Origin of the sequence: Consotaella aegiceratis, assembly GCF_036541425.1 — a bacterium.
GTDB classification, from domain to species: Bacteria; Pseudomonadota; Alphaproteobacteria; order Rhizobiales; family Rhizobiaceae; genus Consotaella; species Consotaella aegiceratis.
Map to the genome: position 1 here is coordinate 197,020 of NZ_JAZHFT010000001.1, position 16,228 is coordinate 213,247.

10 protein-coding genes are annotated in these 16,228 nt (G+C 66.3%); 7 read left to right on the forward strand and 3 right to left on the reverse strand.

What is annotated here, in order from left to right; all coding sequences use genetic code 11:
- Positions 1 to 5: 5 nt before the first annotated feature.
- The 7 genes from SMD10_RS00910 to SMD10_RS00940 all read left to right on the forward strand — a co-directional run bounded on the left by SMD10_RS00910 (position 6) and on the right by SMD10_RS00940 (position 12,919).
- Positions 6 to 1,415, forward strand: a complete 1,410-nt coding sequence (locus tag SMD10_RS00910) for a Y-family DNA polymerase (protein WP_432757151.1) — start codon at positions 6 to 8, stop codon at positions 1,413 to 1,415.
- Positions 1,412 to 4,750: an error-prone DNA polymerase gene (locus SMD10_RS00915; RefSeq protein ID WP_331683744.1), complete on the forward strand. Its 3,339-nt coding sequence runs from the start codon at positions 1,412 to 1,414 to the stop codon at positions 4,748 to 4,750. The genes SMD10_RS00910 and SMD10_RS00915 overlap by 4 nt, the downstream gene beginning before the upstream one ends.
- A 355-nt stretch (positions 4,751 to 5,105) precedes the next feature.
- Positions 5,106 to 6,257, forward strand: coding sequence for an efflux RND transporter periplasmic adaptor subunit (locus SMD10_RS00920; RefSeq protein WP_331683745.1), 1,152 nt, complete (start codon positions 5,106 to 5,108; stop codon positions 6,255 to 6,257).
- Positions 6,258 to 6,280: 23 nt separating this feature from the next.
- Positions 6,281 to 9,409, forward strand: coding sequence for an efflux RND transporter permease subunit (locus SMD10_RS00925; RefSeq protein ID WP_331683883.1), 3,129 nt, complete (start codon positions 6,281 to 6,283; stop codon positions 9,407 to 9,409).
- Positions 9,410 to 9,631: 222 nt separating this feature from the next.
- Positions 9,632 to 11,170, forward strand: a complete 1,539-nt coding sequence (locus SMD10_RS00930) for a DUF4153 domain-containing protein (protein ID WP_331683746.1) — start codon at positions 9,632 to 9,634, stop codon at positions 11,168 to 11,170.
- Positions 11,142 to 11,879, forward strand: coding sequence for a response regulator transcription factor (locus SMD10_RS00935; RefSeq protein ID WP_331683747.1), 738 nt, complete (start codon positions 11,142 to 11,144; stop codon positions 11,877 to 11,879). The genes SMD10_RS00930 and SMD10_RS00935 overlap by 29 nt, the downstream gene beginning before the upstream one ends.
- Positions 11,876 to 12,919: a sensor histidine kinase gene (locus SMD10_RS00940; RefSeq protein ID WP_331683748.1), complete on the forward strand. Its 1,044-nt coding sequence runs from the start codon at positions 11,876 to 11,878 to the stop codon at positions 12,917 to 12,919. Before SMD10_RS00935 ends, SMD10_RS00940 begins: the two co-directional genes overlap by 4 nt.
- Here the strand turns inward: SMD10_RS00940 and SMD10_RS00945 are convergent.
- The 3 genes from SMD10_RS00945 to SMD10_RS00955 all read right to left on the reverse strand — a co-directional run bounded on the left by SMD10_RS00945 (position 12,909) and on the right by SMD10_RS00955 (position 16,098).
- Positions 12,909 to 13,691: a TIM barrel protein gene (locus SMD10_RS00945; protein WP_331683749.1), complete on the reverse strand. Its 783-nt coding sequence runs from the start codon at positions 13,689 to 13,691 to the stop codon at positions 12,909 to 12,911. The genes SMD10_RS00940 and SMD10_RS00945 overlap by 11 nt on opposite strands.
- A 78-nt stretch (positions 13,692 to 13,769) precedes the next feature.
- Positions 13,770 to 14,624: a MurR/RpiR family transcriptional regulator gene (locus tag SMD10_RS00950; protein WP_331683750.1), complete on the reverse strand. Its 855-nt coding sequence runs from the start codon at positions 14,622 to 14,624 to the stop codon at positions 13,770 to 13,772.
- A gap of 262 nt (positions 14,625 to 14,886) precedes the next feature.
- Positions 14,887 to 16,098: a winged helix-turn-helix domain-containing protein gene (locus SMD10_RS00955; RefSeq protein WP_331683751.1), complete on the reverse strand. Its 1,212-nt coding sequence runs from the start codon at positions 16,096 to 16,098 to the stop codon at positions 14,887 to 14,889.
- Positions 16,099 to 16,228: the final 130 nt, after the last annotated feature.

Consider the following 16,228-nt stretch of genomic DNA (forward strand, 5'->3'; position numbering starts at 1 on the left):
GCGGCATGCGCATCGTCACGATCAACCGGATCGCGCGCGACCTGGGCGTGGCGCCGGGCCTGACGCTGGCCGATGCGCGCGCCCGCCTGCCGCAGCTCGCCGCCGAGCCCATGGACGCGGCGGCGGACGGCCGTTTGCTGCAGCGCCTCGCTGCCGCCTGCGACCGCTATACGCCGCTCGTCGCCATCGAGGCGCCGGACACGCTGATGCTCGACATCACCGGCTGCGCCCATCTGTTCGGCGGCGAGGCCGGGCTGGTGGATGCGGTCCGCCGACGGCTCGACGCGCTCGGCATCGACGTCCATGCCAGCCTTGCCGGCACGCCCGACGCCGCACGCGCCCTGGCGCGCTTCGGGCCGGACGTCATCGTCGCTCCGGGGCGGGAGGCGGAGGCCGTCGACCGCCTGCCCGTCGCGGCCCTCGGCCTGGCGGACAAGACCGCCACCGCGCTGGCGCGGGCGGGCCTCAAGACCATCGGCGTGCTCTCCCGCCGCCCCTCCGGCCCGCTCGCCGCCCGGTTCGGCGAGGGTCTGGTCGCCAGGCTGCGGCGCACCCTGGGCCATGAGGATATCGGCATCACGCCCGGCCGGCCGTCGCCCGACCGCGCCGCCGAACAGCGTTTTGCCGAGCCGATCGGCCATCTCGACGACGTCAAGGCGACACTCGGCCTGCTGGCGGCGCGGCTCGCCGTCCAGCTGGAGGAAGAGGGGCGCGGTAGCCGCCGGCTGATGGCCGAGTTCTTTCGCGCCGACGGGGCGCTGCGGCAGATTGCCGTCGAAACCAGCCAGCCGGTCCGCGATGCCAGGATCATGATCCGGCTCTTCGCCGAACGGCTCGACGGACTGGCCGATCCGCTCGACCCGGGCTTTGGCTTCGACCGGATCCGCCTTGTGGCGGTCGTCGTCCAGTCTCTCGATGCCCTTCAGGTCACGCTCGACGGCCACGGCAGCGACACCATCGAGCTGGCGACGCTGGTCGACCGGCTGGGCGCCCGCTTCGGCGGAGAGGCCGTGACGCGGTTTGACCCCGTCGACACCCATATCCCCGAGCGCGCGGTGCGCATGATCCCGGCCGGCCGGGGGGCGGGGCAGGAGATCGCCTGGATTCGGCCCGAGCCCGGTCAGCCGCCGGCGCGGCCCCTGCATCTGTTCGATCCGCCGCAGCCGATCGAAACCGTGGCGGAGGTTCCCGACGGGCCGCCCTTGCGCTTTCGCTGGCGACGGGTGCTGCACGCCGTCACCCGTGCGGAAGGGCCCGAGCGCATCGAGCCGGAATGGTGGCGCGAGAGACGGCCGGGCCGCGACTATTACCGCGTCGAGGACGCCGAGGGCCTGCGCTTCTGGGTGTTTCGCGAAGGCCGGTACGACCAGCCGGGCGGACCACCGCGCTGGTTTCTGCACGGGATCTTCCCATGAGCGCCGCCTCGACGAGCTCTTACGTGGAACTCGCCGCGGCGAGCAATTTTTCCTTCCTGCGCGGCGCCTCGCATCCGCAGGATCTGGTGGCCGAGGCAATCCGGCTGGGCCATGCCGGCCTGGGTCTCGCCGACCGCAACTCGGTGGCCGGCGTGGTGCGCGCGCTCGGTGCTGTGCGCAAGGCCCGCGAGGCTTGGCAGGAGCAGTATGGCCCCCAGGCGCGGCTGCCCTTCAAGCTCGCCACCGGCGCACGTCTGGTCTTGCGCGACGGCAGCCCGAACATCCTCGCCTATCCGCAGAACAAAGCCGGCTGGGGCGATCTCTGCCGCCTGCTGACGTTCGGCAAGCGCCGGGCGGATAAGGGCGATTGCTGGCTCGACCTCGACGATCTCCTGGCGCGCGCCGGCGACCTGTTGCTGATCGCCCGGCCCGATCCCTTCGCCGACGGCGCACGAGCGGTGCTGGCGCGGCTGGCCGAGGCGGCGCCGGGGGCGGTCTGGCTGGGCGTGGCCATGACCTATCGCGGCGACGACCGGCGCCGGCTGGCCGCACTGAAGCAGTTGGGGGCGCTGGCACGCCTCCCGCTGATCGCGGTCAATGACGTGCTCTATCACGAGCCCGCGCAGCGGCCGCTCCAGGACGTGATGACCTGCATTCGCGAAGGCGTGACGCTGGCTGCGGCCGGCCGGCTGTTGCAGGCGAACGCCGAGCGGCATCTGAAGCCGGCCGACGAGATGGCGCGGCTCTTTCGCGACGCACCGGAGGCGGTGGTCGAGACCGGAGATTTTCTCGCCCGCGTCGACTTCTCGCTCGAAGATCTCGGCTACGACTATCCGGAAGAGCCGGTACCGCCGGGCAGGACGCCGCAGAGCTGGCTGGAGGAACTGACCTGGCGGCGCGCCACCTGGCGCTATCCGGGCGGCATCCCGGAGAAGGTGGAAAAGCTCATCCGCGAGGAGCTGGCGCTGATCGCCAGCCTCGACTACGCCCGCTACTTCCTCACCATCCACGACATCGTGCGCTTTGCCGAGGACCGGGGAATCCTATGCCAGGGACGTGGCTCGGCGGCCAATTCAGCCGTCTGCTACGCGCTCGGCATCACCGCCGTCGACCCGGCCGAGCACGATCTGCTGTTTGCCCGCTTCATTTCGGCCGAACGCCGCGAGCCGCCCGACATCGACGTCGATTTCGAGCACGAGCGGCGCGAGGAGGTGATCCAGCATATCTACCAGCGCTATGGCCGCGATCGCGCCGGCATCGCCGCGACCGTGATCAGCTACCGGCCGCGCAGCGCCATTCGCGAGGTGGGTAAGGTGCTAGGGCTCACCGAGGACATCACCGCCCGGCTCGCCGACACGGTCTGGGGAAGCTGGGAGGGCAGCCGCGAACCGAAGAAGAAGGGTCGCAACGGCATCCGGGTGAACGAGGCCGGTCTTGATCCGGGCAATCCCTTGATCGCCCGCGCCGTCGAGCTCGCCACCCGGCTGCTCGGCTTTCCGCGCCATCTCTCCCAGCATGTCGGCGGCTTCGTGCTGACGCGCGGCCGGCTCGACGAGATCGTGCCCATCGGCAACGCCGCGATGGACGATCGTACCTTCATCGAATGGGACAAGGACGACATCGACGAGATCGGCCTGATGAAGGTCGACGTGCTGGCGCTCGGCATGCTGACCTGCATCCGCAAGGGCTTCGACCTGTTGCGCGCCCATTGCGGCGAGGATCTGCAGCTCGCCGACGTGGAAGGTGGTGATAAAAAAGTCTATGCCATGCTGCAAAAAGGCGATTCCATCGGCGTCTTCCAGGTGGAAAGCCGCGCCCAGATCAACATGCTGCCGCGCCTGAAGCCGAAGAATTTCTACGATCTCGTCATTCAGGTCGCCATCGTCCGGCCGGGGCCGATCCAGGGCGACATGGTGCATCCCTATCTGCGCCGGCGCAACGAGGAGGAAGACGTGGTCTTCCCCTCGCCCGCGCCGCCGCACGACCCGGATGAGTTGTGCCAGGTGCTGGGCCGCACCTTGGGCGTGCCGCTGTTCCAGGAGCAGGCGATGAAGATCGCCATGGTGGCGGCGGAGTTCACGCCCGAGGAGGCGAACGGCCTGCGCCGGGCGATGGCGACCTTCCGGCACATGGGCACCATCCACACCTTCGAGGAGAAGATGGTCGAGGGCATGGTGCGGCGCGGCTATGAGCGCACCTTTGCCGAGCGCTGCTTCGCGCAGATCAGGGGCTTTGGCGAATACGGCTTTCCCGAAAGCCACGCCGCCTCCTTCGCCAAGCTGGTCTACATCTCGGCCTGGATCAAATACCATCACCCGGCGGTGTTCGCCTGCGCACTCCTGAATGCCCAGCCCATGGGCTTCTATGCACCGGCCCAGATCGTGCGCGATGCGCGCGAGCACGGCGTCGAGGTACGCTCCGTCGACGTCAACGCCAGCTTCTGGGACAACACGCTGGAGGACATCTCCGAAGAGCGGTGCGGCCATCCCCCGACGCCTCGGCTTGAGCGACCGCCGCAGAAATCTCTCGCCCTCCGGCTCGGCTTGCGCCAGCTGGACGGATTTCGCGAGGAGTGGGCCGAGCGGCTGGGCACGGCGCGGGGGGCCGGCTTCGCCTCGATCGAGGAGCTGTGGCACCGCACCCGTCTGCCGCGCGCAGCCTTCGAAAAACTGGCCGATGCCGACTGTTTCGGCTCCCTGGAGCTGTCCCGCCGCGAGGCGCTGTGGGCGGTCCGCCGTCTGCCCGACGACGAGCCGCTGCCGCTGTTTGCCGCGGCCCAGGCGCGCGAACTGGCCGACGAGCCGTCGAGCGACCTGCCGGCCATGCCCCTGCCGGAAGAGGTGATCACCGATTACCAGACGCTGCGGCTGTCGCTCAAAGACCATCCCATGCGGTTTTTCCGCGCCGCCTGTCGGCGCGCCGGGATCAAAAGCTGCGCCGAGCTCGACCAGGTGCCGGACGGCGCACGGGCCAAGGTGGCCGGTCTCGTCCTGATCCGCCAGCGCCCGGGCAAGGGCAATGCGGTCTTCATGACGCTCGAGGACGAGACCGGCGTTGCCAATGCGCTGTTCTGGGTGCGGCGCTTCGAGCGCTATCGCCGAGAGGTGATGGGCGCCAAGGTCGCCCTGATCGAGGGCCGCGTGCAGAAGAGCGCCGAAGGTGTGGTGCATCTGATCGCCGAGCACATCGAGGACCGCAGCCATGCGCTGGTCCGTCTCATCGAGGACCGATCTCCCCGTGGTCCGAACGACCCGGCTCGCCCCGGGCCGCATCAGGCCATGGCCCACCATCCGCGCAACGTCCGCATCGTTCCGAAATCGCGCGATTTCCATTGAGACACGACGCGTCCGGGCCTTCTGGCGGCTCTCTGCCATTTACGCGAGGCCTGCCTCTTTGCCAAAGAGCACGCTTATGTTGCAAACTATTTCTTCTTGTAAAATTTCCGAATACCGCTCCGCGTCTCATTGACGCTATTTTAGACTTTCCATATTACAGTATTCATTCTTGCATGATTTTTATGTATATTTTAGAGAATTTTTGATGATAAAACTCGATCGACAAAGAACAGGACTACGAGCCTTGGATAGACGACACGCGCGTTGGAGCATCGCGATGCTCCTTCTCGTTTCTCTCGCCGGATGTTCCGACGAAGGATCTTCATCGTCGCAAGCGGCCCAAGGTCCGGATGCGATGGCAACCCGCGTGGTGGAGGTCGGCGTCGTCTCCCTCGAAACCCAGGCCGTGCCGCGCACGGTCGAGCTGCCGGGTCGCGTCGCCGCCAAGGCGACGGCCGAGATTCGCCCCCAGGTCGATGGCATCATCGAGGAAATCGTCTTCGAGGAAGGCCGACGCGTCAAGAAAGGCGACGTTCTCTACAAGCTCGATGCCGAGAAGTATCAGGCTGCCGTCGATGCCGCCAAGGCGGCTCTGAGCAAGACCGATGCCAGCACCGATGCGGCCCAGGCGACCTTCGACCGCACACAGAAGCTGGTCAGCACCAAAGCCCTCAGCACCTCCGACCTGGACGATGCCCGCTCCACCCTGCTTCAAGCCCAGGCCGACCAGGAAGCCGCCAAGGCCGATCTCAAGACCGCGGAAATCAATCTCGCCAATACGACAATCAAGGCGCCGATCTCCGGCGTCATCGGCACCTCCTCGGTCAGCGTCGGTTCCCTCGTCACCGACGCCCAGTCGGATGCGCTGGCGACGATCCGGCAGATCGACCCGATCTATGTCGATCTGGTCGATTCGAGCGCCAATCTGCTGCGACTTCGCCAGCAAGTCGAGTCAGGCGAGATCGGACGCCCGGACCACAAGCAGCATCCGAAGGTTACGCTGACCTTGGAAAACGGCGAGGAATACAATGAGACCGGTGAGCTCTCGCTCGCCGATTCCGTGGTCAGCGAGTCGACCGGTACATTTACGCTGCGGGCAACCTTCGACAATCCGGATCGCATCCTGCTGCCCGGCATGTTCGTGCGTGCGGCAGTCGAGGTCGGCATCATGCCGAACGCGCTTCTGGTGCCGCAGCGCGCCGTGCAACGCAGCAATACCGGCGAGGCCGTCGCCTATGTCGTCTCCGATGGAAAGGCCGAAGAGCGCACGCTCACCACCGACGGTTCGGTCGGCAACAATTGGATCGTTTCGGCCGGCGTATCGGCTCATGAACAGCTTATCGTCGACGGCTTCCAAAAGATCTCCAACGGCGCAGCGGTCAAGCCGGTCCAGGCCGAGATCGATGATAACGGAGTCGTCGAGCAGACCATTGCCTCGGCGGGCGGCGACGCCGAAGCCAAAGCCTCGTCCAAACCGTCCGACCAGTCCGAGGAGGCTGGGCAATGACGGAGCCGATCCGCCGCAATGCCATCGCCAGCTTCTTCATCGCTCGGCCGGTCTTCGCGATCGTTTTGGCGATCGCGACCGTTCTGGCCGGCGTGATGGCCATCTATTCGCTGTCGATCTCGCAATATCCTGACATCGCGCCCGTCACCATCCGCGTCAGCGCCACCTATTCCGGCGCCACGGCCGAGGCGGTCGAAAATGCGGTGGTGTCGAAAATCGAAAGCGCCATGACGGGCCTCGACGGGCTTCTCTACATGGAGTCTTCGTCGAGCACCGGCTCGGCGACGGTAACATTGACGTTCGACAACGACACCGATCCCGAGCTTGCTCAGGTCCAGGTGCAGAACAAGGTCTCCAGCGTCGAAGCCCAGCTTCCCGATTCCGTGCAAGACCAAGGGGTCAACGTCTCCCGTTCGCCCTCCGGCATCCTGATGGTCGGCAACATCATCTCGCGCGACGGTCGCTATTCGTCATCCGAACTCGCCGACATCATGGCGAGCCAGATCGAGGATCAGATCGAGCGGGTCGACGGTGTCGGCTCGATCCACTCCTTCGGCTCCGAACATGCCATGCGGATCTGGCTCGATCCCTCGGCAATGCGGAAGTACCAGCTTGTTCCCAGCGACATCACATCGGCGATTTCGACGCAGAACGCCCAGGTCGCTGCCGGCTCCATTGGCTCCACCCCCGTGGTCCAGGGTCAGCAGTTGAAGGCGAACATCATCGCCCAGACCCAGCTTTCGGATCCGGAGGAATTCCGTCGCATCATTCTCAAGACCGAAGCCGACGGGTCCGTGGTGCGCATCGGCGACGTGGCGCGCGTGGAGATCGGCCAGGAAAGCTACGGCCAGAGCTCGACCTTCAATGGCATGCCGGCGGCCGGCTTCGGCGTCCAGCTGGCGAGCGGCGCCAACGCCATCAGCACCGCCAACGCCGTGCACGAAGAGCTCGATCGGCTGGCTGAGGGCCTGCCCGACGGCGTCGAGATCGCATATTCCTACGAGACCACGCCCTTCGTCGAACTGTCGATCGAGAAGGTGGTAGAGACGCTGATTGAAGCCATCATCCTCGTCTTCTTCGTCCTGCTCTTCTTCCTGCAGAACTTTCGTGCCACGCTGATCCCCATGGTCGCGGTTCCGGTCGTGCTGATGGGCACCTTCGCCGTGCTCGCTGCCCTCGGTTATTCGATCAACATGCTGACCATGTTCGCCATGGTTTTGGCCATCGGCCTGCTCGTCGATGACGCGATCGTCGTCGTGGAGAATGTCGAACGTATCATGACGGAGGAAGGAATTTCGGCCCGTGCGGCGACGGAAAAGTCGATGGGCGAGATCACCGGCGCCCTGGTCGGCATTGCTCTCGTGCTGACGGCCGTGTTCATTCCCATGGCGTTTTTCTCCGGCTCGGTGGGCGTCATTTATCGGCAGTTCTCGGTGACCATCGTCAGCGCCATGCTGTTGTCGGTGCTCGTTGCCATCGTGCTCACGCCGGCGCTGTGCGCCATGATGCTGAAGCCGTCCCATGGCTTCATCGCGCGCTGGCTCGGCTGGTTCGACCGGGGTTTCGGCCGCCTGACCAACGGCTATGTCGGCGCGGTCGGCGGCATCGTACGTCGGCCCTTGCGAGTGCTGGTGCTCTTCGCGGTGCTGCTTGGCGGTGCCTATTGGGTCTTCACTCAGCTGTCCTCCTCGTTTCTGCCGGAAGAGGATCAGGGCGTTCTGATGACGCAAATCACGCTGCCAGCGGGCGCCAACGCCGCACGCACGCAGGCCGTCATCGATATGGTTCAGGACTATTACCTCAACCAAGAGAAGGACGCGGTCCAGAGCGTCTTCATGACATTGGGCTTCGGTTTCAGCGGCAGCGGCGAAAACGCCGCCATGGGCTTCGTGAAGCTCAAGGACTTCGACGAGCGCCAGGATGAAAGCCTATCGGCTTCGGCGGTGGCGCAGCGGGCCTCGGCCTATTTCAGCCAGATCCGCGATGCCCAGATCTTCGCGCTCGCGCCGCCTGCCATTCAAGGCCTCGGACAGACCAATGGGTTTTCCATGTATCTGGAGGATACCGGCAATAAGGGTCGCGACGCGCTGAACGACGCCAGCAACACGCTTGCCGACTTGGCCGACCAGGATCCGATGATCCAGAATGTGCGTGGCAACACGCGCACGCTCGAAGGTCAGCTCAAGATCGACATCGACCAGGAAAAGGCGGGGGCGCTCGGCGTCGACATCTCGGACATCAACAATCTGATCTCGGTCGCCTTCTCGGGCAGCAACGTCAACGACTTCATCTACAACGGCGAGGTCAAGCCGGTTTACGTCCAGGCGGATGCCCCCTACCGCATGCAGCCGAGCGACATCGATCGCTGGTCGGTCCGCAACGACGATGGCGAGATGGTGCCGTTTTCGTCCTTCGCGACGACCGAATGGGTCGCGGGATCGCCGTCGCTTGCGCGATTTGACGGCACCGCCGCCATTTCGATGAGTGGCTCGGCTGCGACGGGTCAGAGCTCGGGTGATGCGATGGATGATATGGAAAAGCTCGTCTCGCAGCTCGATGGCGGCTACACGGTGTCCTGGACCGATCTGTCTTACCAGGAGCGGTTGGCGGGCTCGCAGGCGAGCATGCTCTATGCCGTTTCCGTGCTGGTCGTCTTCCTGTGTCTGGCGGCTCTCTACGAGAGCTGGGCGGTTCCTTTCTCTGTCCTTTTCGTGGTCCCGGTCGGCGTTTTTGGCGCCCTGCTTGGCGCTTATCTGTTCGGCCAATCGAACGACGTCTACTTCAAGGTCGGCCTGCTCACCACGATCGGCCTGACGGCGAAGAACGCGATCCTGATCGTGGAATTCGCCCGCGACCTTCATGATCGCGGCCGCAATGCGGTCGAGGCGGTGCTCGAAGCGGCGCGGCTGAGGCTGAGGCCGATCATCATGACGTCGCTGGCCTTCATCCTCGGTGTTGCGCCGCTCGCCGTCGCCACCGGCGCCGGCTCGGCCGCACAGAATGCGATCGGCATCGGCGTGATGGGCGGCATGATCGCGGCCACCCTGCTCGGCATCCTGGTCGTGCCGCTGTTCTTCGTGCTGATCGCACGCCTGACCCGGCGCAAGGCCGAGGAACCTGAAACGCCGGAGGGGATGCCGGACCGGGTCTGAGCCCGGTCCGCGGACGCGTCGGCCGCGCCTGCACGAAATCTGCGCAAAGCGCCTGGAGAACTGCGAAGCTTCACCGTCTGGCCTGCAATCGGCGCCGCTAGAAGCGGCTCATGCGCTGCCTCATGGACATCCCCTCCCCTCTCCCCCGCCGCCTGCTGAACGATGGCTGGTGGCTCGTCTGCGATGGCAGCGCTCCTGTTTCGACGAGCGAAAGGCGCCTTCATGCAGACCACGGTCCTGCGAAGCATATCACGGCCGACGATCCATTCCGGGCCGTACCGGCTCCTTCTGGTGGTCCTGTTGGTCGCGGCTTCGGACGCTTTGTTCTACGGGCGGCAGGTCGGTCTTTCGCTGCCCGTGTTTCTGGTCCTGCTGACGCTGGCCGCGATTGCCGGCAACCGGCTTCACGCGACCCGGCGTGAATGGACGCTCGCCGGCCTGATCCTGGCCCTGGCCCTGGCGCCCTTGGTCGAAGCGGTCGGCCTGCTGTCGATCCTCTTTGGCTTTGCCGGAGCGGCCGCCTTCGCGCTGATCGTCACGGGCAGGGCTCGTGCGGCCTGGCCCACGCGAGCGCGGCGCCTATTGCTCCTGATGACCGGCCGTCCATTCACGACGGCCAATCGCCTCGCGCGCTGGTGGCAGTCGCATCGCTCGTCGACGGCTGCCCGCCTGTCGACCGTTGCCGCGGCCTGGCTCGTTCCGCTCGTTCTCGGGGCGATCTTCGCGACCTTGTTTTCCCAAGCCAATCCGATCTTCCGATCATGGATGCCGCGCATCGATCTTCGCTGGCTGTTCAACCAGATCGCGCCCGAGCGGATGGCTTTCTGGCTCCTGGTCGCGGTCTTCGTCAGCGGGTTCGTCGGCGTGTCCCGGTTTCGGCGCCGCAGGTCCGAACTTTTCGACGGACTGGTCGATCGGAGCCATCTCGAAATCGATCTGAGCAGAGGTCTGGTCGTCCGCTCGCTCGCCATCTGCAACGCCGTCTTCGCGCTCGAGACGGTGCTTGACGCGGTCTATCTCTGGGGCGGTGCGAAGCTGCCGGCCGGCGTCACGCCCGCGGCCGACGCGCAAGAGGCCGCCTATATCCTCGTCCTGACGGCGCTTCTTGCGGCAGCCTTCGTGCTCATCGCCATGCGGGACGGGAGCAAGGCGCGCTCTTCGCGGCTGGTGCGGTGGCTGATCTATCTGTGGATCGCCCAGAACGTCGTGCTCGTGCTTTCGGCGATGCTGAGGCTGGGCCTCTATGTGGAGATGTATTCGCTCACCCGGCTGCGGCTGGCGGCGGGCGTCTGGATGGGCCTCGTGGCGACCGGCCTGGCGCTGATCGTCGTGCGCATCGCCACGGAGCGAAACAACGGTTGGCTCCTCAAGGTCAATCTCGCCATCCTGGGCCTCGTCCTCTACGCCTGCAGCCTGGTCGATGCGAACGCCGTCGTCGCCCGTTACAACGTCGCCCATAGCCGAGAAGTCTCGGGGCACGGCCAACCCGTCGACCAACATTACCTCTGCCAGCTCGGTCCGTCCGCCCTGCCCGCGATCGAGACCTTTCTCAAGGCGCGACCGCCGGTGGATGGAACGTCGGAGCGCCTCGACTGCCTTGCAAGCTGCGTGCAACGTCATCGCTTGACGCTGAAGCGGCGATCGGATGATTGGAGGTCATGGACGTTTCGAGAGCACCGGTTGCGCGCCACCCTGGCCGCGCCCATCGCGACGCCGGGCCGGGAGGCAGGCGATGGCGCTGACGATTCTGGTCGCCGATGACGATCCGCATATCCGCGACGTGCTGGAATTCGCGCTGGCAAAAAGCGGCCATGCGACCGTGATGGCCAAAAACGGCGAGGACGCTCTCAGGCTCTTCGCCGAGCGAGGCCCGGACCTGATCGTTCTCGACGTCGGCATGCCGGAGCTCGACGGCCTGGAGGTCTGCCGGCGAGTGCGGCGGACTTCGGATGTCCCGATCCTCTTCCTGTCGGCGCGCGACGAGGAGATCGACCGGATCCTGGGTCTTGAGATCGGCGGTGACGACTATCTCACCAAGCCGTTCAGCCCGCGCGAACTGGTGACGCGGGTCGGCGTGATCATGCGCCGTCTGCAGCGCCCTCTCCCGGACATGCCGTCGGATGGCATCCTCCATCATGGCGATTTGGAGATCGATCGGGACCGGCACGAGGCACGACTGGCCGAAACCGTCGTCGCGCTGACCTCGATCGAATTCGCCATGCTGGCGGCGCTGATGGAACGTCCCGGCCACGTGTTCGATCGCGACAGGCTGATGGCGCGGGCCTATCCGGGCAATGTCCACGTTTCGGATCGCACGATCGACAGCCATATCCGCAACATCCGGGCGAAATTCGCGTCGGAAGGCTGCGACAGCGTCATCGAGACGCTGCACGGAGTGGGATTTCGGCTCGGTCGCTGCGCCCGCCATTCGCCGCGTTCAGCAGATGACGCCCCCCGGAAAACGCCATGACCATCGGATCCGGTCCGCCGGCGATCCGGCGGAAGTGGCGGCCGTCGCTCGCCATGGTCATCGGGGCGGTGCTGACTGTCGTCGTGGCGTTGCCGCTGATGGGCATGGCCGCCGTCGTCGCCCTGTCACGCTCGCCGGACGCGCTGCTGGACAGCCTCTCCAACAATTCCGGCAAGATCGCCGGGGCCGCGATCGTCATCGCCGCCGTGACGGTGGTGGTCGGCATCCTGTTCTGGCGCCTGGTCTCGGGACCGGTGCAGAGGCTGGTTCGGTGGACCGAGACGATTGCGGCCCAAGGCGCGGCGGAGCCCGCCCAGCATGCCCATTACGGCACCCAGGAGCTGGCCCGGCTGGCCGCGAGCTTTGCCGAGATGGTGGACCGGCTGCGCGAACGGTCCGACTATATCGCGACCTTCGCCGCCCATGTTTCGCACGAGCTGAAGTCGCCGCTCACCTCCATCGCTGCGGCCGCGGAACTGATGCGCGAGGCCGGCAACGAGATGGATGCGAGCGCGCGGGATCGGTTTCTGCAAAACATCGAAGCCGACGCCTTGCGTCTGTCCTCGCTGGTGGCGCGGATGCGCGATCTGGCGCAGGCGGATCAGGCCCGCCCGGCCGGATCGGTCGCGCTGGCCTTGGTCGCGGCCGAACTTCGCGAGCGATTTGCGACCCTGGCGATCGGCTGTCCGGAGGATGGCGCGCTCCTGCCGCTGCCCGCCGACGACGCCCTGGCGGTCCTCGCCCACCTTGCCGACAACGCACACCGCCACGGCGCCCGGAATCTAACCCTCCAAGCCCGGATCGGGAACGGCCGAACGGTGCTCGATATCGGCAACGACGGCGAGCCGATCGCTCCCGGCAACCGCGCCAAGCTGTTCGAGCCCTTCTACACAACGCGGCGCGAAAGCGGCGGCACCGGGATGGGCCTTGCCATTGCGCGCGCGATGCTGCGGGCGCATGGCGGCGACATCGAGCTCGCCGACACCGGGACGACCGTGCAATTCCGGATTTTGCTGCCGGAAGCGCCGATCAGACGGTGAAGGCCTCGCGGAAACGGGTGATCGCCTGTTCGTCGTCCTGCAACGGCCAGGCTTCGAGGCCGATCGTGCCGGTATAGCCCATCGCCTCGAGGGCACGGGCGATCGCCGGATAGTTGATCTCGCCGGTTCCGGGCTCGTGGCGCCCCGGCACATCGGCCACTTGGATCTCGCCGATGAAGGGCAGCGCCTTGCGGCAAAGCTCGATCAAATTCCCCTCGTCGACCTGCGCATGGTAGAGGTCGAGGTTGAGCCGCAGCGACGGCCGGTCGACCGCCGACACCAGGGCCAGCGTTTCGGCGGCGCGGGCGAAGGGCACGCCCGGATGATCGACCGCGGCGTTGAGGTTTTCCAGGCAGAAGACGACGCCCTCGCGCTCGCCGAGATCGGCGAGGCGGTTGAGCGTGTCATAGGCCTTGAGCCACATCGCTCCCGTGGCGGCACTGCCCGGCACCACAGGCAGGCCACCCTCGCCGAGGCCGGTCCCATGAATGTTTAGGCGCGGACAGGCCAGTTCCTTGGCGACTGCGACCGACAGCTCGGCGGTGCGCAGCATCTCGGCGGCTCCCGCCTCGTCCGCCAGCGTTCCCGTCACGTAGCCGTTCATCGAGGAGAAGGTCGCGCCCGACTTCGCCAGGGCCGGGATGTCATGCGCCGTCCAGTTCCAGATCTCGGCCTGGAACCCCAGTTCGGTGATGCGCTTCAGGCGCTCGACGGGCGGCAGCGCCCGAAAGACCATCTCGGCACAGACGGCCAGCGAAAACGTGTCGGCCATGATGAACCCTCCCGGCTTTTGCATCGACACGGCCGCATCCGGCCACGTCGTCGTTCTCGGCGATCGAGCGGAGGCCGCTCAGTCGGCCGAACGCATCGCCTCGCCCCGCTTGTTGGCGGCGGCCAGCGCCAGCGATACCGACAGCGCCATGGTGGCACCGAGCGAGCGGAACCCCTCATAGTCCGACTCCGCCACCTCCAACCAGACGCGCGACAGCCGCGCGATGGGCGAAAAGACGCTGTCGGTGATCCCCACCACCGGGATGCCGGCCTCGGTCAAAAACCGCGTCCACTCGATGGTGGCCGAGGCATAGGGGGTGAACGAAATGGAGAGCGCTGCATCGCCCGGCCGGGCGAAGGCCAGCACTTCCTGTTCGCACCCCTGCGCCGAGCCGATGATGGTAGCGCGCATCTTCAGCTTGCCGAAGACGTAGTTGAGATAGGCCGTCGCCGGATAGGAGCGCCGCTGCGCCAAGAGATAGATCGTGTCGGCCTCGGCCAGGATCGACGCCGCCTCGTCCAGAGCGCCCGGATCGAGTTCGTGCATGACGTGGTCGATCGACTGGATCGCGGCACCGAGGATACCCATGGCGATCGCCTGGGAGTCCGAAACGTTCTGGGGCATCACCGACTTGGCGTGGGCGAGCCGCTCCTGATAGGAGGCGTTGCGGGCGATCAGGCGTTGCCGGAAGACGCTCTGCAGATCGGTGAAGCCCTGATAGCCCAGGCTTTGGGCGAGGCGGACCAAGGTCGACGGCTGGACTTCGGCCGCCTGGGCAATGCTGGCGGCCGTCCCGAGCGCCACGTCTTCGGGATGCTCCAGCGCGAAACGGGCGACCTGGGCGAGGCGCTTGGGCAACCGGTCATGGCGCGCCAGGATCAATGCGCGCAGTCCATCGAAGTCCTTGGGAAGGGTCTCCTTCGCCGCGCTCATGACGCCGCTCCTCTTCGCCTGCCGGACGGCCGACCGGCTCCTACTGGAACATGTCTTTCATTTTTTGATCCATCTGACCATAGGCATTTCATCGCATTTCAGCATGTAGAGGCACACAAACGGCACCTAGCCGCTCGAAAACGTCTAAAACGCCGCCATGGGCTCAAGAGGTCCTTCCGACCTCTTCCACCTGACGGCGCCGAAACGGAATAAATGGAATGGACCCGGTGCCGCGCCCGATCCATCCAACCGAGCGCGATCCTCAGCCCTGCTGGGCCATCGGCGCCACAGCGCCCGCCAGAGCCAAGGCGAGATCGCCTTGCGGCTCGACGACGACGCGGTCCAGGTCCAGCCAGCCCGCCATCGAGCGAAGCTCGCCCGCCAGGGCCTCCGCCGTATGAGCCGGCGCGTCGGGCTCGGCATAGGAGGCCACCACTTTGAGCGCGCCCTCCTTGCGGTCGGACTTCAGATCGATGCGTGCGACCAGCCGGTCGCCCAACAGGAACGGCAGCACGTAATAGCCGAAGCGGCGCTTCTCGGCCGGCACATAGATCTCGATGCGGTAATGGAAGCCGAACAGCCGCTCGGTGCGCGAGCGCTCCCAGATCAGCGGATCGAAGGGTGCGAGCAGGGCACACGCGTCCACGCGGCGCGGGATGCGGGCCTCGGCGGAGAGATAGGTGGGCTGGCTCCAGCCCCGGACCTCGACCGGCAACAGCTCGCCAGTCTCGACCAACTCGGGCAGACGCGCCTTGATGACGTCCGGCGACAGGCGGAAATAGTCGCGCAGGTCGCTCGCCGTCGCGATGCCATGGGCGCGCGCCGCGATCGCGATCAGGCGGCGGTGCGCCTCGGCCGGCTCGGGCGTCGGCATCGCCAGGATGGCAGCAGGCAGGACGCGCTCCGGCAGATCATAGAGGCGGGCGAAACCGCGACGCGACGCGGTTGTGATGCGGCCGGCCCAGAACAGCCATTCGAGCGCCCGCTTGGTGTCGCTCCAGCCCCACCACCCGCCCTCACCGGCCGGGCCGTCGAACTCGGAGGTGCCGACCGGTCCGCGCCGCACCACCTCTTCGAACACCTCCTCGATGAAATCGCGGCGCTCGCGCCCGAAACGCGCCAAGCCGCCATAGATGCCGTGCCCCTCGGCCGCCCGCGCCATACGCCAGCGCAGCAGCGGCTGAGTCTCGATCGGCAGCAGCGAGGCTTCGTGCGCCCAGTATTCGAACAGGGTGCGCGGTCGTTTCCAGGCCATGGTTTCAAGGAGTGCGCGCGGATAGGGCCCGAGCCGCGAAAACGCCGGCAAGTAATGCGCCCGCGCCAGCACGCTGACCGAATCGATCTGGAAGAGGCCGGTATGGGTGAGGGTGCGTTTCAGATGCCCGCGGCCGATCGTGCCCGTCGGACGCGGTTTCGCAAAGCCCTGGGCGGCGAGCGCGATGCGGCGGGCGGTGGCGAGGGGAATCGTTTTCATGACGCGGCAAGAATGGCAGGATGGCCGCGATTGGCAATCGTGCCGCGGCCGTTTTCCCTCGGCCGGACTGCGGGGCGGACCGTCTTCGATAACGCCACCGCGATCTTGCTTTCAGCCTTGGTCAGATTTC